Genomic DNA, 26,804 nt, shown 5'->3' on the forward strand with positions numbered 1-26,804 from the left:
TTTTTGCTTGATTTGAGTTCAGGTATTTATCCCAACTCAGTTTATTTGCCTAAAATACGGCTTAACTCATCATCTGCTGAGGTAGCATTGCCCTTAATACCTGCTGCAGCTAAACGTTTTTCCAAATCATCACTCGACTCATCCGCGGCTAACTCTTCTGCGGCTTGCAATTCGGCATTACGCAGTGTTTGTTTTTCTTGAATTCGTGATAAGGATTCAGTCGCCGTTTTCATTTTGCTATTGGCGCCTAAATGACGAGACGACACCGCAACTTGAGCTTTTTGTACCGATTCAGTGGCTTTAACCATATCAACCTGTTGCTCAAGACGTTTTAAATTGGCTTTAGCTTGATTGATATTATTCGCCAGTTGTTTTTCAGACTGACGAAACTGATCCAAGTAACTCTGTTCAGCCTGCTGTTCGGTCTTTAAATCTGCGACTTTTTGCGCACAATCTAAGGCCAGTTGACGATCGCTATCCACGGCTTTACGGGCATGAGCTTCATATTGCTCAATCGACGTTTGTAAACTTGCGACTTTTTGCTGAGCCAGTTTACATTTAGCCAGTATTTGGGTTCTGGCGTGATCTGATTTGCGTAATTCGTCTTTGGCTTCACGGATTTCTTGTTCCAAAATACGAATAGCTTGGCCGTCTACCACTGATTGAGCCGCTTCAGTGGCTCCACCTTTAATCGCTGTAACTAATTTTCTCCAAACTGACATAATCGTTTCCTCAGTTACTGTAAATGTATTTGATAAGCATCAATAAATGCTTCGACATTTTGGAACAGTGTATTTAATTCAATAATGATGCTTTCGGCCTTAGATTGTGAACTTAAGGAGCCAAATGCGGTGTAATAATCATCGCCACCTACCTGCGAAATACCCACAGTCGTGAGTGGGAAGAGCATATGTGTCTTCAGTATTTCTTCATTCAGTGTGGCGCAGTTTTTAACTTCGCTTTTAGCAAACAATAAAGTTTCGATAATGATTTGCTCACCACTGATGGCTAACCATGCGTCGATACCATCACTGTTTGCAATTAACAAACAATCTTGTTCTTTGGTGACAACTAAATCTTGATTGTCACTTAATAGGGCCTCAAGTTGGTTAAGATCCCAAGTCATGGATACTCTCCTGTATGTCGTATGACCAAAGCGCGATGTACAATGCTGTCATCACGCTGCTAGTGTAGTCAGTTAAAAAACCTTTAGTCAACTTTTATTTTTTAACGTTTGACCATTATTTGTTTTAAATGTAAATTATACGTCACATTTGTTTGGTTTTGGCGTCTTTTAAAAGACTTTTAAAAAGGCCTGAAAATAGCTAGGTAATTAGTTAAATATGAACATACCAATAAATAATCAAGCCCGTTCCGCAGACTGGCGGCAGTTAGTCCAACGTATTATTAAAGCTGAAATGTCTAAACGTGGCACTAAATATCAGGATCTGAGCGACCGTTTGTTAACCATTGGGGTCGATCAAAGCGCAGATAACCTCAGAAATAAAGTTAATAAGGGAATTATGGGGGCAGATTTGTTGTTACAAATCATGTATGTGCTTAATATGCGCCGTATTGAGCGTGATGATATCTTGGATATTTTTACTGATATGGGGCGCACTCTAGAACAGCAATAGAGCGGCGAAAGAGCGGCAAAAGAGCAATAAAAGTGTCAGTCAATGAGTTTAATATTGAGGGAGTTAAAGAGTGGAAAAATTGTTAGAGAAAACCTTGTATGCAAGTCGCTGGTTATTAGCGCCCGTTTATTTAGGTTTAAGTTTTGCGTTATTGGCATTGGCGGTAAAGTTTTTTCAGGAAGTATTTCATCTTGTACCTATCCTTTTTAGCATCAAAGAAACGGATCTTATTTTAGTTATCTTGTCGCTGGTGGATATGGCCCTAGTGGGTGGTTTATTAGTGATGGTGATGTTTTCTGGGTACGAAAACTTTGTTAGTCAAATTGATTTACAAGAAGGCAGTGAAAAGCTCAGTTGGTTAGGCAAAATGGATGCGGGCTCCTTAAAAAACAAAGTGGCAGCATCAATTGTGGCAATTTCTTCCATTCATTTACTTAAGGTTTTTATGGATGCAGAAAACGTCTCAAATGATAAGATGTTTTGGTATGTAATTGTGCATCTCACCTTTGTTTTGTCTGCATTTTTGATGGGGTATTTGGATAAGATTACTCGTAAAACTGACTAAGCTTTGCGATAAGATATTGACGATAAGTGGTTGTTCTAGAGACAAAAAAAAAAGCCCACGACCATCTCAATGGTAGCGGGCTAAAAACAGTCTTAGGAGAAACGTCAATAAATAAACTGTGATTAAAGTTTAAGCTTTATCGCTCTAACATCAACCGCATTTGGGTATCCCGTTTGATTTGCAGGTATAAATAAAAATACCTAAAATGCGCCGTCAGCCATTTTGAGGCAGCACCAATATTGAGAATCTTATGAAACTTGCAGATTTCCGCTTTGATTTACCTGAACACTTGATTGCCCGTTACCCTACCACAGAGCGCACTGCCAGCCGTTTAATGCACCTTAAAGGTAATGGCGGTGAAGTGGTTCATCGTCAGTTTCAAGACATTGTGAATTTAATTGAGCCCGGTGATTTATTAGTATTTAACAATACTCGGGTGATACCTGCGCGTTTGCTTGGACAGAAAGTGTCAGGGGGAAAAGTTGAGGTGTTAGTTGAACGGGTATTAGACGAACAGCGGGTATTGGCTCATGTCAGAGCCAGTAAAGCACCTAAAGTGGGGAGCTTATTAATACTCGAATCCTCCATTCAGGTTGAGATGCTGGCGCGCCATGATGCTTTGTTTGAACTTAAATTTTTGACCCAGGAGCCGGTGTTAGAGGTGCTGGAACAATTTGGCCATATGCCGCTTCCTCCTTATATTGATAGACCAGACGAAGATTCAGACAAAGAACGTTATCAGACCGTCTACAATCAAGTGCCGGGCGCGGTTGCTGCACCCACTGCTGGTTTACATTTTGATCAAGCACTATTAGAAACTCTTAAAAATAGAGGCGTGAATACCGCATTTGTAACCTTACATGTTGGGGCCGGCACGTTTCAGCCGGTGAGAGTTGATAATATTCTTGAACATCAAATGCATGCTGAATACGCTGAAGTTCCGCAAAATGTAGTGGATGCAGTATTGCAAACCAAGGCTGCAGGCAAGCGGGTAATTGCGGTGGGCACAACGTCGGTGCGCTCCTTGGAGTCTGCGGCTCAAGCCTCGCTTAAAGCAGGTAATAAACTCAGTCCATTTTTTGCCGATACCAGTATTTTTATTTACCCCGGTTATCAGTTTCAATTAGTCGATGCTCTGTTAACTAACTTTCATTTGTCTGAATCAACGCTATTAATGTTGGTCAGTGCATTTGCCGGTAAACAACATATTTTTGCTGCCTATGGACAAGCGATTGCCGAGCAATATCGCTTTTTTAGTTATGGTGACGCGATGTTTATTGAAAAGCGCACTGATTAAGTCGCTTTTTAGTTTTTCCCCTTGGGGCAATTCATATATAATCCCGCGACTTTTTTGTCGTGCATGTTGGGCTCTATTGTCAACTTACACGCGATATACCCCAAATCATTGGAATGGCACGGCGGCGGCGAATGAAGACAGTCAACAAACGTGCGGTTTTAAGGATGAAGGGGATGCAATCTTTAGCACCGGACTGTTTTCTGGTCAGCAGGATAAATTAAATGAAATTTGAATTAGATAATACAGATGGCAAAGCGCGCCGTGGGCGCCTAGTTTTTGAGCGGGGCATAGTTGAAACCCCCGCTTTTATGCCAGTAGGTACCTACGGTACGGTTAAAGGCATGACGCCTGAAGAGTTGGATGCCACAGGTGCACATATTTGTTTGGGTAATACCTTTCATTTGATGTTGCGGCCAGGCACTGAAATCATCAAACAACATGGTGATTTGCACGACTTTATGCACTGGGACAAGCCGATTTTAACCGATTCGGGTGGCTTCCAGGTGTTTAGCTTAGGTGAACTGCGTAAAATTACCGAAGAAGGGGTGACCTTCCGTTCACCCATCAACGGTGAAAAAATTCTGTTAACCCCAGAAAAATCCATGCAAGTGCAGCGTGACCTAGGTTCGGATATCGTGATGATATTTGACGAATGTACTCCATACCCAGCGACAGAGAGCGAAGCTCGTGTCTCTATGGAGTTGTCTTTACGTTGGGCAAAGCGCAGTAAAGATGAACATGGTGATAGCCCCTCAGCTTTATTTGGTATTATTCAAGGCGGCATGTACGAAGGTTTGCGTGATATTTCACTGCGCGGCCTTGAAGACATTGGTTTTGATGGGTATGCCATCGGTGGTTTGTCAGTGGGTGAACCAAAAGAAGATATGATCCGCGTGCTTGATCATGTTGCAGATAAAATCCCTGCACATAAACCGCGTTATTTGATGGGCGTGGGTAAACCAGAAGATTTAGTTGAAGCAGTGCGCCGTGGTATCGATATGTTCGACTGTGTAATGCCAACTCGCAATGCCCGTAACGGCCATTTGTTTGTGACTGATGGCGTAGTCAAAATTCGTAATGCAGTGCATAAAACCGATACCGGCCCATTAGATGAAAAATGTGATTGTTACACTTGTAAAAATTATTCTCGGTCATATCTACATCATTTGGATAAATGTAACGAGATCCTTGGTGCACGCCTGAATACCATACACAATCTGCATTATTACCAGAGAGTGATGAAAGGTTTACGTGATGCGATTGCTAACAAGAGTTTAGATGCCTTTGTCAGTGAATTTTACACACAAAAACAAATGGCGATACCCAGTTTATAGCAGTTTATAGGGTGCTGGTTTGCTGCCGTCATCTTTGATTTTTAACAACATTATTACAATAAGGAAAAAAAATGAGTTTATTTATATCTGATGCCTATGCACAAGGTGCCCCTGCCGGTGGTGCTGGTGGTGGTTTTGAAATGTTGATCATGCTGGGCGTGTTTGGTTTGATCTTTTATTTTATGTTATATCGTCCACAAGCCAAACGTGTGAAAGACCATAAAAACCTAGTGTCGTCATTGAGCAAAGGTGATGAAGTATTAACCCAAGGTGGCATGGTAGGTAAGATCACTAAAGTATCTGAAGACAAAGATTTTATCGAAATTGGCTTAAACGATACCACTAATATCGTGATCCAAAAGTCAGCTGTATCAGCTGTTCTGCCCAAAGGTACTATGAAGGCCATTTAATTGGCCTTTTGTTTAAGCGCTTTTATTTAAGTACTTTTGTTTAAAAGTACTGCGCATTGTTGCAGCGCTTAACCAAATAATTGAATAACGGAAGGAATAGCTTGTGTTAAACCAAACTCCGCTGTGGAAGTACATCATAATTGCCGTGGTTATTGGCTTATGTACTTTGTATGCGTCCCCCAATTTATACGGTGAAGATCATGCAGTGCAGATCTCCGCTGGCCGCAATGCGGTAGTCGATGAGCAATTAGTTGAAAAAGTTAGCGCTGACCTAGCGGCTGCCTCCATTGAAAGTAAAAGCATTGTACTAGAAAATGAACAAATCTTAGTGCGTTTACTTGATGCGGATACTCAGCTTAGAGCCCGTGAAAGTCTTGAAAAATCCTTAGGTGAAAACTATTACGTGGCCATGAATTTGGCGCCTGATACACCTGAATGGCTGAGTGCTTTGGGTGGTGAACCCATGAAACTTGGTTTGGATTTACGTGGCGGTGTGCACTTCTTAATGGAAGTGGACATGAATAGTGCCTTAGAGAAAACACTTAAAGATAGCGACAACGATTTTCGCACGGCATTACGTGAAGAAGATATCCGTTATCGCACCATTAAGCAGGTTGAAAATGGCTTGGAAATTTATTTCCGCGATCAAGATACGTTAGATAAAGCGGAATTTTTCTTAAAAAACCGCAATCGTGATTTTGTCTTCAGTGAAAAATCTGATCTTGTGTTGTTTGCTACTATGTCTGAGCAAAAATTACTTGAGACTCGTGATTACGCTGTTAAACAAAACATCACCATTATCCGTAACCGGGTAAATCAATTGGGTGTGGCTGAGCCTGTTGTGCAAAAACAAGGTCCAGATCGCATCGTGGTGCAATTACCGGGTATTCAAGATACCGCTAAAGCCAAAGAAATTCTTAATGCCACTGCAACACTGGAATATCGCGAAGTTGATATTGAACATGATGTAAGTGATGCCATTGCAGGACGTGTACCCCCTGGTTCTGAGTTATTGAATTATGAAGGTCGTGGCCCACAATTGTTGAAAAAAGCCATTATTGTGGAAGGCAGTCATATTATTGATGCTACCAGTGGTGTGGATCAAAATGGCATGCCTAAGGTTTCCATTAAACTTGATTCACAAGGCGGCGCTAAAATGTTGGCCTTTACCAAACGTGCGGTGGGTAAACCCATGGCAGTGGTATTTATCGAATACAAGGCTACCGGCGAGCGTGATGCAGCAGGTAAGTTAATCTTTGAAGCTAAACGTACAGTAATCAGTGTTGCCACTATTAATGGCGTATTTGGTAATCAATTTGAAACCACAGGTTTAGACTCTCCTAAAGAAGCCCAAAACTTAGCCTTATTATTACGTGCAGGTGCCTTGATTGCACCGATTCAAATTATTGAAGAACGTACAGTAGGACCAAGCTTAGGTAAAGAAAACATCAAACTAGGTAAAGAAGCCATTATTGCTGGTTTTATGCTGGTATTAGTTTTTATGGTGATTTACTACAAAAAGTTTGGTTTTGTCGCCAACATAGCACTGAGTTTAAACTTGGTGATGATGGTGGGCATTATGTCTATGATCCCAGGTGCAACCTTAACCTTACCAGGTATGGCAGGTATCGTATTAACGGTGGGTATGGCAGTTGATGCTAACGTGTTAATCTTTGAGCGGATACGCGAAGAAGTCGCAGATGGGCGTAGTCCACAACAAGCGATTCATTTTGGTTACGACAGTGCGTTTTCAACCATCTTAGATGCCAACATTACCACCTTTATAGCAGGTCTTATTCTGTTTGCTGTGGGTACTGGGCCTATCAAAGGGTTTTCTATCACCTTAATGATCGGTATCGCTACCTCGATGTTCACTGCCATAGTAGTGACTCGAGCCATAGTTAATGCATGGTGGGGCGGTAAACGTCTGACCAAGCTGTCAATTTAGGAGTCAGCCCATGCAAATATTTAGTGGAAACTACACAGTCAACTTTATGAAGTTGTCTTTTCCTGCAGCGATTTTATCAACGATTTTAGTCCTCGGTTCCTTTGCTACTTTAGCTATTAATCAACTTAACTGGGGATTAGATTTTACCGGCGGTACACAAATTGAAATCGGTTATCAAAATACCGCAGATTTAGATGCCATTCGTGCCCAATTGGCGGCCTCTGAATTTAATGATGCCGTGGTACAAAACTTTGGTTCAAGTAAAGATGTATTGATACGTTTGGCTTCACGTGAGGGCATCAAACCTTCAGAGCTGGGTGACAAAGCCATCGCCATACTTAAACAAGCCGATAGCAGTGCAGAAATGCGCGGCAGTTCTTTTGTGAGTGCCAGCGTGGGTGAAGAGCTTACCGAACAAGGTGGATTAGCCATGCTGATCTGTTTGTTGTGTATCTTGGTCTACGTCACTATGCGTTTTGAATGGCGTTTTGCCTTAGGTTCGGTAATCGCTTTAGCCCATGACGTGATCATAACCTTAGGTTTGTTTTCTATTTTGGGTTTAGAGTTTGACTTAACCGTACTGGCAGCAGTATTAGCGGTAATAGGTTATTCCCTCAACGATACCATAGTGGTATTTGATCGAATTCGTGAAAATTTCCGTAAAATTCGTGATGTTGAGCCAACGGATATTATTAATACCTCCTTAACCCAAACTCTTAACCGAACCACTATTACCTCTGGTACAACCTTGTTGGTATTGTTTGCCTTGTTCTTTTTAGGCGGAGCGACTATCCATGGTTTTGCTACAGCCTTGTTGTTTGGGATCTTTATTGGTACTTATTCTTCTATTTATATCGCCAGTTTAGTGGCCTTAAAATTAGGTGTAAGCCGCGAAGATTTGATGCCAACGGTGATCGAAAAAGAAGGTGCGGATCAAGATCCCATCATGTAATACTGAGTATTAAATCCATTTTAGAAAAACCAGTTATTCAGATAACTGGTTTTTTTTTGCACGAGTAAAAACCGACACACATTTTTTAACAGTTTTCTTAATATAAAAAAGTACTAACTCAGTTATATTCAAAAGTTAGTGTTAGACAACAGCAGACATTTAAAGGGAATAGTATGATTTTATGTAAACCACGCAGTAGCAAATTAGCCATGCTGGTGACAGGGACCTTATTAGTCGCGGCTTGTGGCACCGTCAGCCAAAGCCAAAAGGTTGAGATCTCAACTTTACCCGAGACACAAAGTGCCATAGTTAAAAGCCCAATGGATACGCGCGAGTACAGCTCCATTGTATTGGCTAACCAGCTCGAAGTTGTATTGGTATCCGATCCTAGTATTGAAAAATCTGCCGCGGCTTTAAGTGTTGGGGTGGGTTCATTTCAGGAGCCCAAAGAGTTTGGTGGCCTTGCCCATTATCTTGAACACATGTTGTTTTTAGGCACCAAAACCTATCCTGAAGTCGGGGACTACAGTGAATTTGTTAGCCGTAATGGCGGTACACAAAACGCCTATACTCAGCTCGACCACACCAATTACATGGTGGCAGTAAATAACGATGCTTTTGCTGAAGCGCTTAAGCGTTTTAGTGGTTTCTTTTATGAAGCGACCTTAGACGAACATTACGCCGACAAAGAGCGTAATGCGGTGCATTCAGAGTGGTCAATGAAGGGCCCCAATGACTGGGTAATTTTAGGTCAGCTAGACGGTTTAACCCTGAATCAGGACCATCCCATTTCACAGTTTAACTGGGGTAATCTTACTTCTTTAGCTGATAAGCCAGATAATAAACTCCAAGATGCTTTGCTGAATTTATATCACACCTATTATTCAGCAAATTTGATGAAAGCAGCAATGATCAGCAATTTGCCATTAGCTGATATGGAAAAACTCGCTCGTGAATATTTTGGGAAAATTCCCAATAAAAATACGCCTGCCCCTAAGGTAACAGTGCCAGTTGCTAACACAGATAATTTGAAAAAGATTATCCATTACGTGCCTCAAGCCGAAATGAAACAACTGCGCATGAGTTTTGTTATTGAAAATAATGCCGCGCAGTTTGCAGTTAAACCTAATGGTTTTGTTAACTATATACTCAATAACGAAATGCCCGGTACATTAGCATCTACCTTACGTGATGCCGGCTTAAGTGAAGGTTTATATACCAGTTATGACGCCGATGAATATGGCAATGCGGGAAGTTTTACCCTGTATATCGACCTGACTGAAACGGGCTTACAAAACCGCGATCGGGTAATGGCCGCCGTGCTTAAATATTTGGAACTATTACGTAACAAAGGGGTAGATAAAAAATATTTCAGTGAAATTAAACAATCTCTAAGTAACAGTTTCCGCTTTAAAGAAAAAACCAATGATTACAACTACGCCATGCAAATAGCGGCGGATTTACAACACGTGCCAACCCACTATGTATTAAGCAGTAATTACGAATATCAGCGTTTTAATCCCCAGGCAGCACAACGTGTACTTGATCAGCTTACCCTCGACAATGCGCGGATTTTTTACATCGACAAAAACCAACCAAGCGATAGCGGTATGGAATATTTTGCCGGTAAATATGCCGTTGAAGATATCAGTGCTCAAACCATAGAAGTTTGGCGCGACTTGGGCAGTGAGTTTGCCCTTAATTTGCCCAGAGCCAATAACTTAATGCCGGAAAATTTCGACTTGGTTAAGGCTCAATATACCGATAAACCCAAACAGTTGGTGAATGAACCAGGTTACAGCGCATTTTTAGGCCATTCAGCTAATTTTGAACAGCCTAAAGGTCGGGTAACTCTAGACTTAAACAGCAGCCTGAGTAAATCCAGTGCACGCAATCAGGTCAGCGCTGAATTACTCAATCGCGGTTTAAATCAAAGTCTGACTGAGTTACAAAATGAAGCCGCCGGTGGTGGTATGGGCTTGGGTGTGAGTTTGTACAATGGTTTGTCGATTACCGCTACCGGCTTTAGTGATAAACAAGGTGAATTACTCAGCCAAGCAGTTAAACACATACTGGCTTACAACATGACACTAAGTGATCTGGCTAATTACAAAGCCGCGTTTAAGTCAGACATGATCAGCAAGAAAAAAGGCATATTGTTAAACCAATTATTTCCTAAGTTCAGTCAGTTAGTCATTTTAGATGAATACAGTGATGAAGCTCTGTTGGCGGAAGTTGATGCTATTACCTTAGCTGATTTAACTGAGCTAAAAATCCAATTACTCAAACAAGCCAACCTAAGAGTATTTGCTTATGGAAACTATGACGAAGCTCAAATCGCTAAGTTATCAAGCTTGATCCTGAGTGAGTTGCCAGCCGACCGTCAGTTTTCAGATGTGTATGAATCACCACGTTTAAACCCTAAAGCAGGGCAAGTCTATAACTGGCAAGAAGATGTAGAACTGGCAGACATAGCCTTGGTTAAGGCTTATATCTCTGAACGTAACGATAAGGATAATGCGGCGGCAAATGTGCTATCTCAGCTATTGCAACCGGCGTTGTTTAAACAAATCCGTACTGAAGAGCAGTTGGCATATGCAGTGGGATTTTTTAGTCAAACTAACAAAACCCAGATGTTGACGGCATTTTATATTCAATCACCGGCTAAAGGTCTGGCAGAAGTGGATGCACGTATCAATACATTCCGCGCTAACTATGTGGCAGAATTGGCTAAGGTCAGTGCTGAAGAATTTGCCACCACCAAAAACAGTGTATTGATATCACTGACTCAGCCCCCTAAAAATCTTAATGAAGAAATGGGTGAGTATTTGGGTGATTGGCGTGATCAAAATTATGCCTTTGACAGTCGTAGTCGGATAATTGCTGCGGTACAAGCAGTTAGTTTGCAGGATGTAATTGATTTATATAACAAACTGCAAGACGGTAAGTCATTTGGCCAAGTGATGATCCAAATGCGGGGTACTCAGTTTGCCGAGCAGGATTTTGCCAGTATCAAAGATGCCATTACTGTCATTGATATTGATGCTTTTCATCAGCAACAAAAGCCTTAGTAAAGACTAATTAGGCCAGATAATATCTGGCCTAATTAGCTAAAAATCAAGCACTTACTAGCTCAAAACCTTCATCTAACCAACCTGTAATACCACCAATCATCTTTTTCACCTGGCGATTAAGTTCGGCCAGTTTTATGGCGCCTTTTTCGGTGCCATTGCAATGTGGCCCTGCGCAATAGACGATAAACAAGGTATCCATTGGATACGCTGAGAGACGTTCTGCATTGAGATATTTATGCGGGATATTAATGGCTTGATCAATATGACCTTGAGCAAATAATAATTCACTACGCACATCTATTAATACAAAGTCTTGGCGTTTATTACTAAGGGCAAAATGCACATCCCAGCAATCAGTTTCAAAAGCCAATAAGCGGCTAAAGTGGGCCAGCGCTTCTTCACTGGTGGCGGCGGGAATACGAGAAACAACAGAGGGCATGGGCTTTCCTTATAAGATAAATTAAATCCATATTGTAGTGATACACTCTAAAGTGGATAGGTGGATTAAAGCCAAAATTCAATCATATCCAGACGATTTTTATTTTTCCAAAATCCCATTATAAAAAAGGCGAACCTAAGTTCGCCTTTCATTTATATCTTTGATTTTATTTAAGCAGAATTCAGTTTATTTAAGGTGTTTAACCAGTGCTTGTACTACTTTAGCGGCACCAGCGACGATTTCGCCCTTATGCATAGGATCGTTACCACCACTAAAATCGGTAACTAAACCACCTGATTCGCGCACCAACAACTCGCCGCCAGCAATATCCCATGGTTTTAAACCACGCTCCCAGTAACCGTCAAAACGACCGCTAGCCACATAGGCCAAATCTAGGGCCGCAGAACCACTGCGACGTATATCACCACATTCAGCAAATATTTTGCTAAAACTTTCCATATACTGAGGGAGGACAGCTTTGTTTTTGAAAGGAAAAGCAGTGGCTAATACGGTTTGATTAAGCTCACGTGCTTTGCTTGCACGGATACGGAAACCATTCAACTGGGCGCCTGCACCTTTACTGGCAGTAAATAATTCACCACGGATAGGATCAAATACCACAGCTTGGTCTAAACGACCTTTGTGCATTAAAGCAATGGAGACGGCAAAGTGGGGAATACCTTTGATAAAATTAGTGGTGCCGTCTAAAGGGTCGATGATCCATTTAAAATCTTCATCGCCGGCTACTATGCCACCCTCTTCACCAATAAAACTATGTTCAGGGAAGGATTGTTTGATTTTGCTGATAATTGCCTGCTCAGCTTCTTTGTCAATACGTGTTACATAATCGTTGTCGCCTTTGGCTTGAGTCATCAAATCTGATTGATTTTCAAAACCACGAGAAATAATCGTACCGGCCACGCGGGCAGCTCGCACTGCAATGTTGAGCATAGGATGCATAGATAAACCACCAATTTTAAAAGAACGTTAACTGTAGCCCAGTAGTGCAAACTTGGTTACCACTACTGAACAAAAAATCGCCGCGCAGTTTAGCAGCTCTTATAAATTACGCAATCGGAATATACATACTTGTGCAAATTGGTAGTTTATTCCTGGTCATTATCAAGGCCGCTGAACTATTCAGACTGTCGATTTATTGCTACTATCCGCGACCAATAAAATCGTAGCTAGGCTAAACAGGGTGTTAGAAAAAGCAGCATGTTAGAGAATATTCGTATTGTATTGGTCAATACTTCCCATACCGGCAACATAGGCTCTACTGCACGTGCCATGAAAACCATGGGTTTGAGTAATCTGGTGTTGGTTGATCCAATTACCGCGCCTGATGGCCAAGCAAGTGCTTTAGCGGCAGGAGCCGGTGATGTCTTGGCTAATGCTCGTCAGGTCAGTACTTTAGCCGAAGCCATCCAAGGCTGTGGTTTAGTGATTGGCACCAGTGCTCGCTCGCGTACTTTGTCTTGGCCGATGCTTGAGCCTCGTGAATGTGGTGAAAAGCTCATCAGCGAAGTAGCTCAATATCCAGTAGCACTGGTTTTTGGTCGTGAAAACAATGGTTTAAGTAATGATGAATTACAACAATGTCATTTTCATGTGTGTATCCCGGCTAATCCTGATTACAGTTCGCTTAATTTAGCGGCCGCCGTGCAAACTTTATGTTATGAAATTCGCATGGCATTTTTACATAAAACCCGTGAACCAGAAGTGCTTGAGCCTTACCCCTTGGTCGATGACCTAGAAGCTTTTTATAGTCATTTGGAACAAACCCTACTTAAAACGAATTTTATAAAACCGCAACATCCCGGTATGGTAATGCCCAAGCTGCGTCGTCTGTTTAATCGCACCCGGCCTGATGAGCAAGAATTTAATATACTTAGAGGTATACTCGCCTCTATAGACAAGAGCATAAAAGCTAAAGACTAACTATGTTTGAACGAATCAAAGAAGATATTCAAAGTGTTTTTCATCGCGATCCTGCCGCCCGTAGCACCATGGAAATATTATTTAATTATCCTGGGTTACATGCGATTTGGCTACATCGGCTCAGCCATCGTTTATGGAAAGCCAACTGGTTGTGGTTAGCTCGTTCACTATCGACCTTTTCACGATGGTTAACCGGTATTGAAATACACCCAGGTGCAACCTTAGGCCGCCGCTTTTTTATCGACCACGGCATGGGCGTAGTCATAGGTGAAACCGCAGAAATTGGCAATGATGTGACTATTTATCATGGTGTGACTTTGGGGGGGACTAGTTGGTCGGCAGGCAAACGCCATCCTACATTAATGGATAACGTAGTCATTGGTGCTGGCGCTAAAGTTTTAGGGCCAATTACCATGGGCAAAGGCGCTAAAGTGGGCTCAAACTCTGTGGTGGTGCGTGATGTGCCGGACGGCGCGACCGTAATTGGTATACCTGGTCGTATCGTGGTGCAAAAATCCAAAGGTGAAAAAGAGGCGGATAAAGAGAAAAACGGCCACCGTGAAAAAATCGCCAAAAAATATGGTTTTGATGCCTACGCAGTGGCATCAGATAACCCGGACCCTATCGCCCACGCCATCGGCATGATGGTAGACCATGTGCATTTAATTGATACCAAAGTTGAAGAAATGTGTAAGGCCATCAACAAGATGGGCGGCGGAGTGTGTGGTGAATCCTTGCCTACCCTCGAGTTAGAAGAGTTTTGCAATCAAGATACAAACTACACTAACGAACAAGCCAAAGAGTCCTTTGATCCACATATATGATATGTCAATACCCTACTAAAACAGTAGGGTATATACTTGACTAAATTAGTAGGGTATGTGAAAATTCAACCACTAATTAAGCGAGTATTGTCTATGAAATTAACTTCTAAAGGTCGTTATGCGGTGACAGCAATGTTGGATGTTTCTTTACATTCACAACGTGGCCCTGTGTCTTTAGCAGATATATCGGAACGACAAGATATTTCACTGTCCTATCTTGAACAATTGTTTTCAAGATTGCGTAAAGAAGAGCTGGTTGAAAGCGTACGTGGTCCCGGTGGTGGTTATAAATTGGGTCGCCAAGCGAGCGAGATTTCAGTCGGTGAAGTGATCCGTGCAGTTGATGAGTCGGTTGATGCTACTCGTTGTCAAGGCATGTCGGACTGTCAAGGCGGGGTGCGTTGCCTCACTCACACTTTGTGGGAAGGCCTGAGTGAACGTATCAGTATGTTTCTGGACAATATCACCTTAGGTGAATTAATGGCGCAACAAGATGTGCAAAAAATTGCCGAGCGTCAGGATAAAAATAAACATTTTAATCAATTAGCGGCTAACGAAATTTCCATCAGTTTGCAGTTATAAGCGGAGTTAACCATGAGCGATATTAAGCTTCCCATTTATTTGGATTATTCATCAACGACCCCTGTCGATCCTCGGGTTGCAGCCAAAATGGCGGAGTGCCTGACTACAGAAGGTAATTTTGGTAATCCTGCTAGCCGTTCACACCGTTTTGGTTGGGTGGCAGAAGAGGCAGTCGATATTGCCCGTAATCAAATTGCTGAATTAGTGAATGCTGATCCTCGTGAAATTGTTTTCACTTCAGGCGCGACTGAATCAAATAACTTAGCCATTAAAGGTGCTGCCAATTTTTATGGCAAACAAGGTAAACATTTAATTACCGTAAAAACCGAGCACAAAGCTGTTTTGGATACTTGTCGCCAACTCGAAAGAGAAGGTTTTGAAGTGACTTATTTGACGCCTGAACCCAGTGGTTTGTTGGATTTAGATAAGTTAGTAGCGGCTATTCGTCCTGACACTATTTTGATTAGCGTCATGCACGTTAATAACGAAATTGGTGTTATTCAAGATATTGCAGCGATTGGTGAGATTTGCCGTTCACGTAAAATTTTATTCCATGTGGATGCGGCGCAAAGTACCGGTAAGGTAAAAATTGATTTACAAGAGTTGAAGGTAGACTTGATGTCGTTTTCGGCCCATAAAACTTATGGTCCTAAAGGTATTGGTGCTTTGTATGTTAGCCGTAAACCCCGTGTTCGTTTAGAAGCGCAAATGCACGGTGGCGGCCATGAACGTGGAATGCGTTCAGGCACAATGGCGACCCACCAAATTGTTGGAATGGGTGAAGCTTTTCGTTTAGCCAAAGTTGAAATGGCCGCAGAAAACGAACGTTTATTAATGTTACGTAACCGCTTATGGGATGGCATTAAAGATATCGAAGCTGTGTACATTAACGGTGATATGGAAAGTCGTGTAGCGGCTAACTTAAACGTGAGTTTTGCTTATGTTGAAGGTGAATCCTTGATTATGGCGCTTAAAGATATGGCGGTGTCTTCAGGTTCTGCCTGCACTTCAGCCAGTTTAGAGCCGTCGTACGTATTACGTGCCTTAGGTTTAAGTGATGAATTAGCTCATAGCTCAATTCGTTTCACCATGGGACGTTTTACCACCGAAGCAGAAATCGACTACATAATTGGTGTCATCCACAATGCTATTGATAAATTGCGCGAAATGTCACCTTTGTGGGATATGTACAAAGAAGGCATAGACTTAAGCACAGTTGAGTGGGCTCATCACTAGTAAGCAGTTTTACTAAGAATACCCACTAGTTAAAAAGACAAAGTATAGAACGTTAATTTTATTGCGAGCCAAGCGGCTCGATAAAAGGCAAATATTATGGCTTACAGCGAAAAAGTAATCGATCATTATGAAAATCCCCGCAACGTAGGTGGATTTGATAAAAACGATCCCACCATTGCAACCGGTATGGTTGGTGCACCAGCCTGTGGTGACGTTATGAAGTTACAACTTAAAATTGATGCCAACGGTATTATTGAAGATGCTAAATTCAAAACTTATGGTTGTGGCTCCGCTATAGCATCCAGCTCGTTAGTTACTGAGTGGGTAAAAGGTAAATCTATTGATGAAGCGGTATTGATTAAAAATACTGATATAGCTCATGAGTTAGCGTTGCCACCGGTTAAGATCCATTGTTCGATCTTGGCTGAAGATGCAATCAAGGCCGCAGTTGCTGACTATAAAAGCAAACACAATCAATAAAGATATTAGGTAGAGGATTGAGCGGTGGGAATTAAAGTATCTGACGCAGCAGCAAACAGAGCATTAAGCTTTTTGAAAAACCGAGGCTCAGGCTTGGGTTTACGTCTTGGGGTGAAAACCACAGGGTGTTCAGGCTTGGCTTATGTGCTTGAGTTTGTTGATGAGATGAATGATGACGATCAGCTTTTTGAAGACAATGGCTTGAAAGTTATTATCGATGGTAAATCGTTGGTCTACCTAGATGGTACTCAGCTGGATTTTGCCAAAGAAGGTTTAAACGAAGGCTTTCAATTTAACAACCCCAACGCTAATGGCGAATGCGGTTGTGGCGAAAGTTTTAACGTGTAATTAAGACAATATCTAAGCAGATATTGTCTGTCTTTTTGATGCCGCAGATTCCAGATATGCGGCGACCGGCCCCAAGGTAAACATGAATTATTTTGAGCTGTTTAATATCAATCCAGAGTTTTCCCTCGATCTGGACTTGCTTGCCAACACCTACCAGAGATTACAACAACTCACTCATCCCGATAAGTTTGCTACCGCCAGCGATCGAGACAAGTTGTTGTCAGTGCAAAAAAACGCTCAGGTTAACGATGCCTATCAGGTGTTAAAGTCACCGATATCTCGTGCAGAATATATGCTTGGGCTTAGAGGCTTAGAGTTACGACATGAGCAGCAAACCTTGCAAGATACGCAATTTTTAATGCAGCAGATGGAATGGCGCGAGCAGCTTGAAGATATCGACGGTAGCGCTAATGCAGAAGATCAATTGGCTGAGCTGGATGATGAAATTGCGCAGTTAATTCGCACACAAGTTGCTAGTCTTGCAGAGCAACTGGCGATTAATAATGAGCAGGCCAATTTAGCTTGTGCTGATCTTATCCGTAAATTGAAGTTTATGTATAAATTACGCCAGGAAATTGCGCGTAAAGATGAACAACTCAACGATTTTTGAATTAATTAATAAATAAGCGAACAAATTTCACTATGGCATTTTTGCAAATATCAGAACCGGGTTTAAGCGCAGCTCCACATCAACGTAAGTTAGCTGTGGGTATCGACTTAGGCACGACTAATTCATTAGTAGCCAGTGTACGTAGTGGTCAAGCGACCACTTTGGCCGATGAAAGTGGTCAACATTTGTTGCCTTCTGTGGTGCATTATCAACAACATAACGTAGTGGTTGGGCAAGCCGCGGCAGCACAAGCTAGTTTAGATCCTATCAATACCATAGTGTCGGTTAAACGTTTTTTGGGTCGTGACCTGCAAGACATCAAAAAATCCTATGCCAACTTACCTTATGAATTTGTCGCGCCAGAATCAGCTGCGGTGCAATTGCAAGTTACTAGTGGAGTGGTAAATCCAGTACAGGTGTCGGCCGAAATATTGGCTGCCTTACGTCTGCGAGCTGAACATACTTTAGGTGATGAATTATCTGGTGCTGTGATCACCGTCCCCGCCTATTTTGACGATGCCCAGCGCCAAAGTACCAAAGATGCTGCAACCTTAGCAGGATTAAACGTACTGCGTTTACTCAACGAACCAACGGCTGCCGCTATTGCCTACGGTTTAGATTCAGGTCAAGAAGGTTTGATTGCCGTTTATGACCTAGGTGGTGGTACTTTTGATATCTCGATTTTGCGTTTACGCAAAGGCGTGTTTGAAGTATTGGCAACTGGTGGTGATTCAGCCCTAGGTGGCGACGATTTTGATATCTTGTTGGTGGAATATATACGCCAGCAAACAGGGTTGATGGGTGAGCTATCCAAATCTTTACATCGTACTTTGCTTGATATTGCGCGCTCTGCCAAAGAATCTCTAAGTAACAATGCAAGCATCAAGGTTGAATTTAACGATGATCAAGGTAAAGCTCATAAGTTAACTATTGAGTTGGCGACCTTTGAAGGTTTAATTGCTGATTTAGTTAAAAATACCCTGCGTGCCAGTCGCCGTGCATTACGTGATGCTGAACTGGAAAAAGAACACATTTTGGCGGTGGTCATGGTAGGCGGTTCTACCCGAGTGCCTTATGTACGCCAGCAAGTGGAAAGCTTTTTTGGTAAGGCACCTTTAACCTCTATCGATCCCGATAAAGTTGTGGCCATAGGCGCGGCGATCCAAGCCGATATCTTGGTGGGCAATAAACCAGATTCCGACATGTTGTTACTTGATGTACTACCTTTGTCGCTGGGCATAGAAACTATGGGTGGTTTGGTCGAAAAAATCATTCATCGTAATACCACTATTCCGGTAGCTAAAGCTCAGGAGTTTACAACCTTTAAAGATGGCCAAACCGCCATGATGGTGCACGTATTACAAGGTGAGCGTGAGATGGTGGCAGATTGCCGCTCTTTGGCTAAGTTTACCCTCACCGGTATTCCCCCAATGGCTGCTGGAGCCGCCCATATTCGCGTGACCTTTCAGGTTGATGCCGATGGTTTGCTTAATGTCACTGCCATGGAAAAGTCTACAGGTGTACAAGCGCACATAGTGGTTAAACCCTCATATGGCCTAGATGAACAGCAAATCACTCAGATGTTACAAGCGTCTATGCAACATGCTAAAAGTGATATGGCCGGACGCATGCTCAAAGAACAGCAAGTCGAAGCCGCCAGAGTAGAGGAAACCCTACGTGCGGCGATGCTCAAAGATGCTGAGACTTTATTAAATGCTGACGAAATAGCCCAAATCGAACAAGGTTTAACCATGTTGGCCGAAACCGCCCGCGGTGAAGATAAAGACGCCATCAAAGATGCTATCGAAAAAGTGGATCAACTGAGCCAAACCTTTGCTGAACGCAGGATGGATCAATCTATTCGCCAGGCTTTTGCTGGTAAATCGGTTGATATCATTTAAAACTAATTATTGTCAGAAACTACTTAATGTTTAGAACAGGAACAACAGAATGCCTCAAGTGATTTTTTTACCTCACCCAGAACTTTGCCCTGATGGCGCTGTATTTGAAGCAGATCAGGGCACATCAGTGCTGGATGTGGCCTTGTCTAATGGTATTGGCATTGAACATGCCTGCGAAAAAGTTTGTGCCTGCACTACTTGCCATGTATTGATCCGCGAAGGCTTTGACTCCTTAGATGAGGGAGATGAGTTAGAAGAAGATATGTTAGACAAAGCTTGGGGCTTAGAACGCGACTCGCGTCTAGGTTGTCAGGCGATAATTAAAGATCAAGACCTAGTAGTCGAAATCCCCAGATATACCGTCAATCAGGTCAGCGAAGGGCATTAATTGCTTACTAAGCTATGAGTGAGTAACAAAACCAACAGAGCTGTTGGTTTTTTTATAGCTGCAAAAAAAGACTCCCCATTTTTATGGGTTGTTAGAAGCCTCAAATTACCAGCATGTTTACCGCGTAAAACTTTCAATTAGCTTGAACAAAAATACATAAAGAAAATTGCTGGTTGTATATACAGTTGTTGTGCTGTATATTTAACCAGTGGTCGAAAGGCAAGCTAAGTAGAATCGAGACTAACTCGTTGTTATATATTGGAGATGATATGAACCATTCTCAGTGTAACCAACATAATGAAAACAAAAATTTTCAATCAACAGATTTTTCTGCACAATCTTCTCAACCAGTTGAGGATATTTTGAGCCGTATGGACAGATTACGTGCTTTGGCCAAGGTGCAAAATACCAAGTTAAATTCTACTAAACGTCGGCAATTTAGCTTTGCTTTTTAGTGGTATGATTAGGGGTTGCGAGTTTGGTGAAAGAAATATTCAATAGAATTATGGTCAAAGGGCCTTAGTGTGTTTCTGCCAGTTTGTTATTGGTACATAACTCGGTAGCAGGTTCGGCTTGTTGTGTTATTCGTTTTATCTGACGGCTATATTCCCAAACCATGGCCCAAAGCCATACAGCACCTATTGGGATGATCCAAAACGCTGTGGTTATAGGGGCAAAGTTGGCCCAAAAACCTGTGCCAAAAGAAGCAAGTTGCACACCGATAGACGAGCCGATGACACACACTCCGGAAATGATAGGGCCATTGTCGCTGTCAATATCCATTGCGCTAGATAACATCAGTGGGAACAAACCACCTAAACCTAAACCTACCAACAGATTACCACATGCCATTAACTGAGGAGCTACAGCAAACTTAATCATAAAAGCTCCCAGTGCCATTATGCTAGCAAGGATAATCATCAGTCGATGTGCAGAAAACCAACGTAGTAGTGACGAAAAGCCTAGACGACTGATTGCCATACCGGCGGTAAAAAACGCAAATGTTAGACGAGCATCTTCACCACTGAAGCCACGACCTTCCTGAGCATAACTGACAAACCAATTAGCATTGCCAAATTCCACCGCGCCATAACCTAGTGCCGCTAACGCCAATAGTAAAAATACTGGCTGTTTTATCACACCCCGATAGGACAAGCTTTGTTTGCGCTTGATAGTATTGTGCGGTGCCAGTTTTTTGCCCTGATGAGCAACATGCCATGCATAGGCAGCCAATAAAACAATGGCAATAGCCAACCAGCGTAAAGGCCAGCGCCAGTCGTGCTCGAACAAATACAAAACCGAGATATACAATGGGGCAGCCAAAGTACCTAAACTGAACATAAAATCCATTAGCCCCATCATGTGTGAGCGTCGCTCTGCATGAAGTCTGGCAATCATAGTATGGCCGATGGTAAATAGACTTGAGCAAATCAGTCCCAGCAAAAAGGCACCTAATAACAACCAAGCCCAGTGGTTAACACTTGATAGTCCCACAAGCAATAACGCAACTAGCAGCGTCAGGCAGGCAAACAAAGACATAAAATCAAATTTCTGAATATATTTACCACCAATAAAGGCGCCGATTATTGAGCCTAAGGAAATTAGTGTAAAAAAAGCACCACTAACTATTTCGCTCATAGCTAAACTGTTCGCCAGATCTGGCAATAGGATCCCCCATAAGATAAACACCATACCGAGTAGAAAAAAGCCGATAAAGATGACTGATGTGGCAAAGCGACGATCCATATATTCTCCGAGTTGACAGGAAAGCATCCCTTGACGTTTAAGGTGTAACAGGGATTAGTGGGTCATTGTATCCCTTGCAGTTAGAGAGTCATAGTGCTTAAAAAACATTCAAATATAAGCTGTATTTCATTGGTTAACGGCATGTAAAAGATTGTGATGGTACTTATGTGCAAGATGTTAGTGGCCTGCAAAAAAGTGGTTAAATTGAGCTAGCTTTTGTGGGTTTTGGTATTTTCTCACTTATAAAATTGCGTTATTTCAGCTTGTGCTAGATGAAAAAAATTGGTGCTTGCAATAAAAAATTATAAACAAATAACTTAATCTCCAGCAGATTTGTTGAGCAACTGCCATAGGCAAGGTAAAAAACACCAGATATCGTGCAAGTTATTTAAGATTTTTAAGTATTTTTTTTAAAAGACCGTAAACTAAGCGACATCGTGTTGGGTAGCATGGTGCTGCCACTTGTTTAGGAATTTTATGATTAATAACGATGTAATGCGTCGTGTTCGCTATATATTTGATTTTAGCGACAAGCAAATGATTGGTGTTTTTACCCAAGCTGATTATCCCGCTACCGTTGAACAATTACATGCTTGGTTACGCAAAGATGATGATCCTGCTTTTGTCGCGATTACCGACATACAGTTTTCACTGTTTTTAAATGGTCTGATTAATCTTAAGCGTGGAAAAAGAGAGGGTGTTGAAGCGCCAGTTGAAAGACGCTTAACTAACAACATTATTTTCATGAAATTGAAAATAGCGCTGAATATGCAAGCCGAAGAAGTATTAGAAGTGATGGCATTAAGTGGCTTTAAAATCAGCAAACCTGAACTCAGTGCGCTGTTCCGTAAACCTGAAAATCGTCAGTACCGTTTGTGTAAAGATCAAATCTTACGTAATTTCCTCAAGGGTGTGCAGATTAAAATGCGTGGGAATGGCGACGACTAGTCGCTGCGCTTATTTATCGTTACGCGATTAAGATTATGTGCTGCGCATCCTAAGCATGCGTTGCACTTATAAAACTGCTTACTAAACATGGCCGCAGGCCATGCTCCGACGCGTAGCGATAATCTTTCAGACTTTTAAATGCGGCAGGAACTGCTAGTGCGCACAGCGCATACTTTGCTATTAAATATCCAAAAATGTCCGTAACTCATCCCGTCTATCCATACCATCCTGATAACCAAGTGCAATTAATTCGCGGCAAAATTCTTTTTCAAACAGCAGGTAGCTTAACAAACTCGAGTCGGCTTTATCATGCAAACCCATCATTCGAAGTAGTACTTTGATCCCTGATGGCATGGCAGAAAAATGTTTGGCTGCCATTTCGTTAAAACTGATGCTGGGGTTAACTAACATACAGTCAATGGTTTTGAGCTTGGTTTGCTGTTGTTGCTGATAGGTCATATGAGCGATGGTTTCATTGATACGATTCATGCGCTCTAAATCTGAGCGTAAGGTGTCGGCAAAAATGGTGTCGAGTAAGTGACCGGCGATGGCGATACTACTTGGAAAACGGCTCATGTCTTCAAAGCGTGACAAACGTTGAGGTTGTTCTACACCTATCACTAGGATCTTTCTGGCACCTAAATGGATGGCGGGGCTTAATGGTGACAGTTGATGGACAGAACCATCACCCAAATATTCGCCTTTCATTTTGACCGGTGGAAAGAGTAAAGGAATAGCTGCTGAGGCCATTAGGTGTTCGGAGTTAATTGGACATGCAACGCCTCGGCGTTGTTCACGCACCCACCCTTGTAGTTCGTGATGTCCTTGAAAATAACTGATCGAATGGTGAGTAGTATAACTTGATGCGTTGACACATACAGCACGTAGATGGCCAGAGGCAACATTGCGATCGATACGATGAAAATCTAGGTAATGTCTTATTAGGCGGCGTAAAGGTTGGTTGTTAAGCAAGCTAGATGCGCGTCTTTGGTGTTGCTCAGATTGAAAGCTACGTAAAAAATTGCGGGACAGATGAAAAAATACATCACGTACGCCACTGTCATAGACTTGCCGAGTATGGAAATTATTCCACACCCATTCTAGTTTACGAATACCCAAATGGTAACAAGAGGCATAACAGGCAAGGCCGGTGGCATTAAAGGCACCAGCTGAGTTGCCACATAAAATCGGAAAGGGTAGGCCTTGATTGCGGCTTAGAAAACTGCCAATGGCTTTGAGTACACCTAATTGATAGGCTGCTCTGGCACCACCACCAGACAACAGTAAGGCATATTCATTACGTTCAGGCATGGAAAAGGATCCTCACAAACAAAGACTCAAACCTTCTGCTGCGGCAAACAAGACAAGTTTGGCATCCACGATGTCGATAATTCCCTTACAATGCTGCTCGATTTTTTCAATTTCTTCATCGGTGCGAATGTGATCATGGCTATATAGAGCCATTTGTTTAGCGCGACTAGCCATGGCGAGTTTAACGGCTTCTTCTGCATCAGAATGGCCCCAACCTCTTTTGTATTGCATGTCTTCCATCATATATTGTGCATCGTGAATTATTAGGTCGGCATCACGAGAAAACTCAACCCATTCTAAAAATTCAGTGGATTTTTTATAAGGTGGATACAATTCGTTGTCGGTGATGTAAACGACTTTTTTGCCGTTCTCTTCAATAGAAAAGGAACTGCCACAACCTGGGTGATTGATGCGTAAACGGCATATGCGGGCACTGCCTAGTGTCCAAGTGTCTGCACCTTGAGGTCTAGCAACAATCTTAATATTTGCCTTGAGGGTGGTGTAATCAACAGGAAAGTAACTGGCGCCCATTTGCCTGAGGATGGCATCATCTTCTGCTAAGGTTGTTTGCCCTGGAGTGATAAAAATATTACGTTCAGGTTGATAAATTGGTGCAAAAAAAGGAAAGCCCTGAATATGATCCCAGTGGTTATGGGTTAATAAAAGGTGGATATCATTGGTTTTTTTAATTAGCTTTTGACCGAGATTTTTAATGCCGGTGCCGGCATCTAGAATAATATCGGTGCCATCATCTAGCTCAACATGCACACAGGCCGTATTACCGCCATATTTAACAAATTCTGCTCCCGGTGAAGGACAAGATCCGCGTACCCCATAAAAGGTTACTTGCATAATATATCTCTCTCAATCCGGTGCATTGTTCTGGCGTTTACATCATCCAACTGATTGTAAAACAGTAACATTTTTCGTGCTTGTTAAAAGTATAATATTTTACGTTTTGGTATTCTCTCGACGAATTTTAAAATACCTATTACTAATTTCACGTCGTTTACAATCAGTTAGTAAAGCCGCGGTTTTATGTTTGTGAGTAATAAAACCGCGTATTGTATTAAAGGTTTTGCATAAAGTTAACGATAGTGTCGATGTCTAACATCTGTTTTTCACCATTACGACGATTTTTATATTCAACTTTTTTCTCATCCAGATTACGCTCACCAATCACGATAGTGTGTGGAATACCGATGAGTTCCATGTCGTTAAACATCACCCCAGGGCGTTCTTTTCTGTCATCGAGTAATACATCGATTCCTACTAATTTTAACTCAGTGTAGAGTTTTTCGGCGACTTCTTGTATGCGTGGTGACTTATGCATATTCATCGGGATGATTGCCACTCTGAATGGAGCAATTGCATCTGGCCAGATAATGCCATTTTGATCATGGTTTTGTTCGATGGCGGCTGCCACGATCCGTGAAACACCTATGCCATAACAACCCATAGTGAGGATTTGAAACTTACCGTTTTCATCCAATACACCACAATTCATGGCCTGAGAATATTTATTTCCAAGTTGGAAAATGTGCCCGACTTCGATACCTCGTTTGATTTCTAAGGTACCTTTACCATCGGGTGACAAATCTCCCGCTACTACATTACGAATATCTGCAACAGTGATGGCGCCTACGTCACGTGACCAGTTAACTCCGGTGTAATGGAAGTCGGTTTGATTGGCACCACAGACAAAATCGGCCAAGTGAGCAGCACTGCGATCAACAATAAGCGGAATAGTTAAACCTACTGGACCAATTGAGCCTATGGTGCAAGCAAGGGCTGCTTCAATTTGTTGTTCGGTGGCCATGGTCAGTGGGCTGAAAACGACAGCTTGTTTCTCGGCTTTGACTTCGTTTAACTGGTGGTCGCCGCGTAATACTAGGGCAACTAAACCTTGTTGACCTTTGTCATCAGGTGTGCCGAGTACAATGAGAGTTTTAACCGATTGCTCAGCTGGTAAATTAAGATAAGTAGAGACTTCTTCGATAGTACGTTGTTTAGGTGTGGCGACTTTTTGTAAGTCTTGCCCAGCCGCGGGGCGTTCACCCACTGGTGCTAGTGCTTCGGCCATTTCAATATTGGCGGCATAGTCAGAGGCATTACTAAAAGCGATATCATCTTCACCTGATTCAGCCAGTACATGGAACTCGTGGGAGCCGGTGCCACCTATTGAACCGTTGTCGGCAATCACTGGGCGATAATCTAAACCAATACGCTCAAACACCTGGCAATAGGCTTGATACATGTCCTGATAGGTCTTTTCTAGACTGCTTTGATCCATGTGGAAAGAGTAGGCATCTTTCATGGTAAATTCACGGCCACGCATTACGCCAAAACGTGGGCGCACTTCATCGCGGAATTTGGTTTGGATCTGATAAAGGTTTAAGGGTAATTGTTTGTAACTACTAACTTCGTTCTTTACTAAAGCGGTAACCACTTCTTCGTGAGTTGGGCCCAAGACAAAGTCACGTTTGTTACGGTCGTGAAAGCGCAGTAATTCTGGGCCATATTGCTCCCAACGCCCAGACTCTTGCCATAAGTCTGCAGGTTGTACTACGGGCATCAAAATTTCAATTGAGCCAGCTTTGTTCATTTCGTCGCGCACTATTTCAGCGACTTTATTGAGGACCCGTAAACCTGTTGGAAGCCAGTTATAGAGGCCTGCTGCCACCTTACGCACCATACCGGCACGTAACATTAATTGATGGCTGATTACTTCAGCATCGGCTGGGGTTTCTTTTTGCGTCGATAATAAATATTGGCTAGTGCGCATGTTGTACTAAGTCTCAGATAATAAATTGAAAAAACGGTGGCCATTCTA

Annotated in this window: 27 protein-coding genes; 19 read left to right on the forward strand and 8 right to left on the reverse strand. The window is 42.3% G+C overall.

What is annotated here, in order from left to right; translation table 11 throughout:
• Positions 1-41: 41 nt before the first annotated feature.
• Together AX660_RS12810 and AX660_RS12815 are read right to left on the reverse strand one after the other, a co-directional pair.
• Complete coding sequence (locus tag AX660_RS12810) at positions 42-722, reverse strand: PspA/IM30 family protein (protein ID WP_068377566.1); 681 nt, start codon at positions 720-722, stop codon at positions 42-44.
• Positions 723-736: 14 nt separating this feature from the next.
• Positions 737-1,126 carry a YjfI family protein gene (locus tag AX660_RS12815; protein WP_068377570.1) on the reverse strand — a complete coding sequence of 130 codons (390 nt, stop codon included), beginning with the start codon at positions 1,124-1,126 and terminating at the stop codon, positions 737-739.
• Between the two features lie 217 nt (positions 1,127-1,343).
• Here AX660_RS12815 and AX660_RS12820 point away from each other — a divergent pair, with 217 nt between their 5' ends.
• The 8 genes from AX660_RS12820 to AX660_RS12855 all read left to right on the forward strand — a co-directional run bounded on the left by AX660_RS12820 (position 1,344) and on the right by AX660_RS12855 (position 11,214).
• Positions 1,344-1,637 (forward strand): DUF6471 domain-containing protein, encoded by a 294-nt coding sequence (locus AX660_RS12820; protein WP_068377573.1) that lies wholly within the window; start codon positions 1,344-1,346, stop codon positions 1,635-1,637.
• A gap of 70 nt (positions 1,638-1,707) precedes the next feature.
• Positions 1,708-2,202 carry a TIGR00645 family protein gene (locus AX660_RS12825; RefSeq protein WP_068377575.1) on the forward strand — a complete coding sequence of 165 codons (495 nt, stop codon included), beginning with the start codon at positions 1,708-1,710 and terminating at the stop codon, positions 2,200-2,202.
• Positions 2,203-2,452: 250 nt separating this feature from the next.
• Positions 2,453-3,499 carry a tRNA preQ1(34) S-adenosylmethionine ribosyltransferase-isomerase QueA gene (gene queA / locus AX660_RS12830; RefSeq protein WP_068377577.1) on the forward strand — a complete coding sequence of 349 codons (1,047 nt, stop codon included), beginning with the start codon at positions 2,453-2,455 and terminating at the stop codon, positions 3,497-3,499.
• Between the two features lie 221 nt (positions 3,500-3,720).
• Positions 3,721-4,833: a tRNA guanosine(34) transglycosylase Tgt gene (gene tgt, locus AX660_RS12835; RefSeq protein ID WP_068377579.1), complete on the forward strand. Its 1,113-nt coding sequence runs from the start codon at positions 3,721-3,723 to the stop codon at positions 4,831-4,833.
• Positions 4,834-4,904: 71 nt separating this feature from the next.
• Complete coding sequence (yajC, locus tag AX660_RS12840; RefSeq protein ID WP_068377581.1) at positions 4,905-5,243, forward strand: preprotein translocase subunit YajC; 339 nt, start codon at positions 4,905-4,907, stop codon at positions 5,241-5,243.
• 103 nt (positions 5,244-5,346) lie between these two features.
• Entirely contained in the window at positions 5,347-7,191 is a 1,845-nt protein-coding gene (secD, locus tag AX660_RS12845) for a protein translocase subunit SecD (RefSeq protein WP_068377583.1), read from the forward strand.
• 10 nt (positions 7,192-7,201) lie between these two features.
• Positions 7,202-8,143: a protein translocase subunit SecF gene (gene secF, locus AX660_RS12850; RefSeq protein ID WP_068377584.1), complete on the forward strand. Its 942-nt coding sequence runs from the start codon at positions 7,202-7,204 to the stop codon at positions 8,141-8,143.
• A gap of 173 nt (positions 8,144-8,316) precedes the next feature.
• Positions 8,317-11,214, forward strand: coding sequence for an insulinase family protein (locus AX660_RS12855; protein WP_068377585.1), 2,898 nt, complete (start codon positions 8,317-8,319; stop codon positions 11,212-11,214).
• 46 nt (positions 11,215-11,260) lie between these two features.
• Here the strand turns inward: AX660_RS12855 and AX660_RS12860 are convergent, their stop codons facing one another.
• On the reverse strand, positions 11,261-11,656 hold the full coding sequence (locus tag AX660_RS12860; protein ID WP_068377586.1) for a rhodanese-like domain-containing protein: 396 nt from the start codon (positions 11,654-11,656) through the stop codon (positions 11,261-11,263).
• Between the two features lie 186 nt (positions 11,657-11,842).
• Entirely contained in the window at positions 11,843-12,616 is a 774-nt protein-coding gene (gene suhB / locus AX660_RS12865; protein WP_068377587.1) for an inositol-1-monophosphatase, read from the reverse strand.
• Between the two features lie 258 nt (positions 12,617-12,874).
• Between suhB and trmJ the strand changes: the two genes are divergently transcribed.
• The 10 genes from trmJ (at position 12,875) to AX660_RS12915 (ending at position 20,421) form a co-directional block, all read left to right on the forward strand.
• The gene (trmJ, locus tag AX660_RS12870) at positions 12,875-13,597 is read left to right on the forward strand and encodes a tRNA (cytosine(32)/uridine(32)-2'-O)-methyltransferase TrmJ (protein WP_068377588.1); all 723 of its coding nucleotides are present in this window, start codon (positions 12,875-12,877) and stop codon (positions 13,595-13,597) included.
• A 2-nt stretch (positions 13,598-13,599) separates the two neighbouring features.
• A complete protein-coding gene (cysE, locus tag AX660_RS12875; RefSeq protein WP_068377590.1) occupies positions 13,600-14,421 on the forward strand; it encodes a serine O-acetyltransferase in 822 nt (273 codons plus the stop codon).
• Between the two features lie 93 nt (positions 14,422-14,514).
• Complete coding sequence (gene iscR, locus AX660_RS12880) at positions 14,515-15,003, forward strand: Fe-S cluster assembly transcriptional regulator IscR (RefSeq protein ID WP_068377593.1); 489 nt, start codon at positions 14,515-14,517, stop codon at positions 15,001-15,003.
• 12 nt (positions 15,004-15,015) lie between these two features.
• Positions 15,016-16,239, forward strand: coding sequence for an IscS subfamily cysteine desulfurase (locus tag AX660_RS12885; RefSeq protein ID WP_068377595.1), 1,224 nt, complete (start codon positions 15,016-15,018; stop codon positions 16,237-16,239).
• Positions 16,240-16,335: 96 nt separating this feature from the next.
• On the forward strand, positions 16,336-16,719 hold the full coding sequence (gene iscU, locus AX660_RS12890; RefSeq protein ID WP_068377597.1) for a Fe-S cluster assembly scaffold IscU: 384 nt from the start codon (positions 16,336-16,338) through the stop codon (positions 16,717-16,719).
• Between the two features lie 24 nt (positions 16,720-16,743).
• Positions 16,744-17,067 carry an iron-sulfur cluster assembly protein IscA gene (iscA, locus tag AX660_RS12895; RefSeq protein ID WP_068377602.1) on the forward strand — a complete coding sequence of 108 codons (324 nt, stop codon included), beginning with the start codon at positions 16,744-16,746 and terminating at the stop codon, positions 17,065-17,067.
• Between the two features lie 82 nt (positions 17,068-17,149).
• Positions 17,150-17,677, forward strand: a complete 528-nt coding sequence (gene hscB / locus AX660_RS12900) for a co-chaperone HscB (protein ID WP_068377604.1) — start codon at positions 17,150-17,152, stop codon at positions 17,675-17,677.
• Between the two features lie 32 nt (positions 17,678-17,709).
• Positions 17,710-19,578, forward strand: coding sequence for a Fe-S protein assembly chaperone HscA (hscA, locus tag AX660_RS12905; RefSeq protein ID WP_068377605.1), 1,869 nt, complete (start codon positions 17,710-17,712; stop codon positions 19,576-19,578).
• Between the two features lie 49 nt (positions 19,579-19,627).
• The gene (gene fdx, locus AX660_RS12910; protein ID WP_068377606.1) at positions 19,628-19,966 is read left to right on the forward strand and encodes an ISC system 2Fe-2S type ferredoxin; all 339 of its coding nucleotides are present in this window, start codon (positions 19,628-19,630) and stop codon (positions 19,964-19,966) included.
• 269 nt (positions 19,967-20,235) lie between these two features.
• Positions 20,236-20,421 (forward strand): hypothetical protein, encoded by a 186-nt coding sequence (locus AX660_RS12915; RefSeq protein ID WP_068377607.1) that lies wholly within the window; start codon positions 20,236-20,238, stop codon positions 20,419-20,421.
• A 64-nt stretch (positions 20,422-20,485) separates the two neighbouring features.
• On the opposite strand, the gene AX660_RS12920 is transcribed toward AX660_RS12915, so the two are convergent.
• On the reverse strand, positions 20,486-21,712 hold the full coding sequence (locus AX660_RS12920; RefSeq protein ID WP_068377608.1) for an MFS transporter: 1,227 nt from the start codon (positions 21,710-21,712) through the stop codon (positions 20,486-20,488).
• A gap of 477 nt (positions 21,713-22,189) precedes the next feature.
• Between AX660_RS12920 and AX660_RS12925 the strand changes: the two genes are divergently transcribed.
• Complete coding sequence (locus AX660_RS12925) at positions 22,190-22,660, forward strand: YehS family protein (RefSeq protein WP_068377609.1); 471 nt, start codon at positions 22,190-22,192, stop codon at positions 22,658-22,660.
• Between the two features lie 180 nt (positions 22,661-22,840).
• Here AX660_RS12925 and AX660_RS12930 read toward each other — a convergent pair whose 3' ends face one another.
• The 3 genes from AX660_RS12930 to AX660_RS12940 form a co-directional block, all read right to left on the reverse strand.
• A complete protein-coding gene (locus AX660_RS12930) occupies positions 22,841-23,971 on the reverse strand; it encodes a patatin-like phospholipase family protein (protein ID WP_068377614.1) in 1,131 nt (376 codons plus the stop codon).
• Between the two features lie 12 nt (positions 23,972-23,983).
• Positions 23,984-24,823: an MBL fold metallo-hydrolase gene (locus AX660_RS12935; RefSeq protein ID WP_068377616.1), complete on the reverse strand. Its 840-nt coding sequence runs from the start codon at positions 24,821-24,823 to the stop codon at positions 23,984-23,986.
• A gap of 217 nt (positions 24,824-25,040) precedes the next feature.
• Entirely contained in the window at positions 25,041-26,756 is a 1,716-nt protein-coding gene (locus AX660_RS12940) for a proline--tRNA ligase (RefSeq protein ID WP_068377618.1), read from the reverse strand.
• Positions 26,757-26,804: the final 48 nt, after the last annotated feature.

The organism is Paraglaciecola hydrolytica, assembly GCF_001565895.1.
In the GTDB taxonomy this organism is placed as follows: Bacteria; Pseudomonadota; Gammaproteobacteria; order Enterobacterales; family Alteromonadaceae; genus Paraglaciecola; species Paraglaciecola hydrolytica.

Excerpts from the sequence above, each read along its gene's own strand:
- AX660_RS12810 (WP_068377566.1), bottom strand. The coding sequence starts at position 722 with ATGTCAGTTTGGAGAAAATTAGTTACAGCGATTAAAGGTGGAGCCACT.
- AX660_RS12815 (WP_068377570.1), bottom strand. The coding sequence starts at position 1,126 with ATGACTTGGGATCTTAACCAACTTGAGGCCCTATTAAGTGACAATCAA.
- AX660_RS12820 (WP_068377573.1), top strand. The coding sequence starts at position 1,344 with ATGAACATACCAATAAATAATCAAGCCCGTTCCGCAGACTGGCGGCAG.
- queA (WP_068377577.1), top strand. The coding sequence starts at position 2,453 with ATGAAACTTGCAGATTTCCGCTTTGATTTACCTGAACACTTGATTGCC.
- tgt (WP_068377579.1), top strand. The coding sequence starts at position 3,721 with ATGAAATTTGAATTAGATAATACAGATGGCAAAGCGCGCCGTGGGCGC.
- yajC (WP_068377581.1), top strand. The coding sequence starts at position 4,905 with ATGAGTTTATTTATATCTGATGCCTATGCACAAGGTGCCCCTGCCGGT.
- secF (WP_068377584.1), top strand. The coding sequence starts at position 7,202 with ATGCAAATATTTAGTGGAAACTACACAGTCAACTTTATGAAGTTGTCT.
- AX660_RS12855 (WP_068377585.1), top strand. The coding sequence starts at position 8,317 with ATGATTTTATGTAAACCACGCAGTAGCAAATTAGCCATGCTGGTGACA.
- AX660_RS12860 (WP_068377586.1), bottom strand. The coding sequence starts at position 11,656 with ATGCCCTCTGTTGTTTCTCGTATTCCCGCCGCCACCAGTGAAGAAGCG.
- suhB (WP_068377587.1), bottom strand. The coding sequence starts at position 12,616 with ATGCATCCTATGCTCAACATTGCAGTGCGAGCTGCCCGCGTGGCCGGT.
- trmJ (WP_068377588.1), top strand. The coding sequence starts at position 12,875 with ATGTTAGAGAATATTCGTATTGTATTGGTCAATACTTCCCATACCGGC.
- cysE (WP_068377590.1), top strand. The coding sequence starts at position 13,600 with ATGTTTGAACGAATCAAAGAAGATATTCAAAGTGTTTTTCATCGCGAT.
- iscR (WP_068377593.1), top strand. The coding sequence starts at position 14,515 with ATGAAATTAACTTCTAAAGGTCGTTATGCGGTGACAGCAATGTTGGAT.
- AX660_RS12885 (WP_068377595.1), top strand. The coding sequence starts at position 15,016 with ATGAGCGATATTAAGCTTCCCATTTATTTGGATTATTCATCAACGACC.
- iscU (WP_068377597.1), top strand. The coding sequence starts at position 16,336 with ATGGCTTACAGCGAAAAAGTAATCGATCATTATGAAAATCCCCGCAAC.
- hscB (WP_068377604.1), top strand. The coding sequence starts at position 17,150 with ATGAATTATTTTGAGCTGTTTAATATCAATCCAGAGTTTTCCCTCGAT.
- hscA (WP_068377605.1), top strand. The coding sequence starts at position 17,710 with ATGGCATTTTTGCAAATATCAGAACCGGGTTTAAGCGCAGCTCCACAT.
- fdx (WP_068377606.1), top strand. The coding sequence starts at position 19,628 with ATGCCTCAAGTGATTTTTTTACCTCACCCAGAACTTTGCCCTGATGGC.
- AX660_RS12915 (WP_068377607.1), top strand. The coding sequence starts at position 20,236 with ATGAACCATTCTCAGTGTAACCAACATAATGAAAACAAAAATTTTCAA.
- AX660_RS12920 (WP_068377608.1), bottom strand. The coding sequence starts at position 21,712 with ATGGATCGTCGCTTTGCCACATCAGTCATCTTTATCGGCTTTTTTCTA.
- AX660_RS12925 (WP_068377609.1), top strand. The coding sequence starts at position 22,190 with ATGATTAATAACGATGTAATGCGTCGTGTTCGCTATATATTTGATTTT.
- AX660_RS12930 (WP_068377614.1), bottom strand. The coding sequence starts at position 23,971 with ATGCCTGAACGTAATGAATATGCCTTACTGTTGTCTGGTGGTGGTGCC.
- AX660_RS12935 (WP_068377616.1), bottom strand. The coding sequence starts at position 24,823 with ATGCAAGTAACCTTTTATGGGGTACGCGGATCTTGTCCTTCACCGGGA.
- AX660_RS12940 (WP_068377618.1), bottom strand. The coding sequence starts at position 26,756 with ATGCGCACTAGCCAATATTTATTATCGACGCAAAAAGAAACCCCAGCC.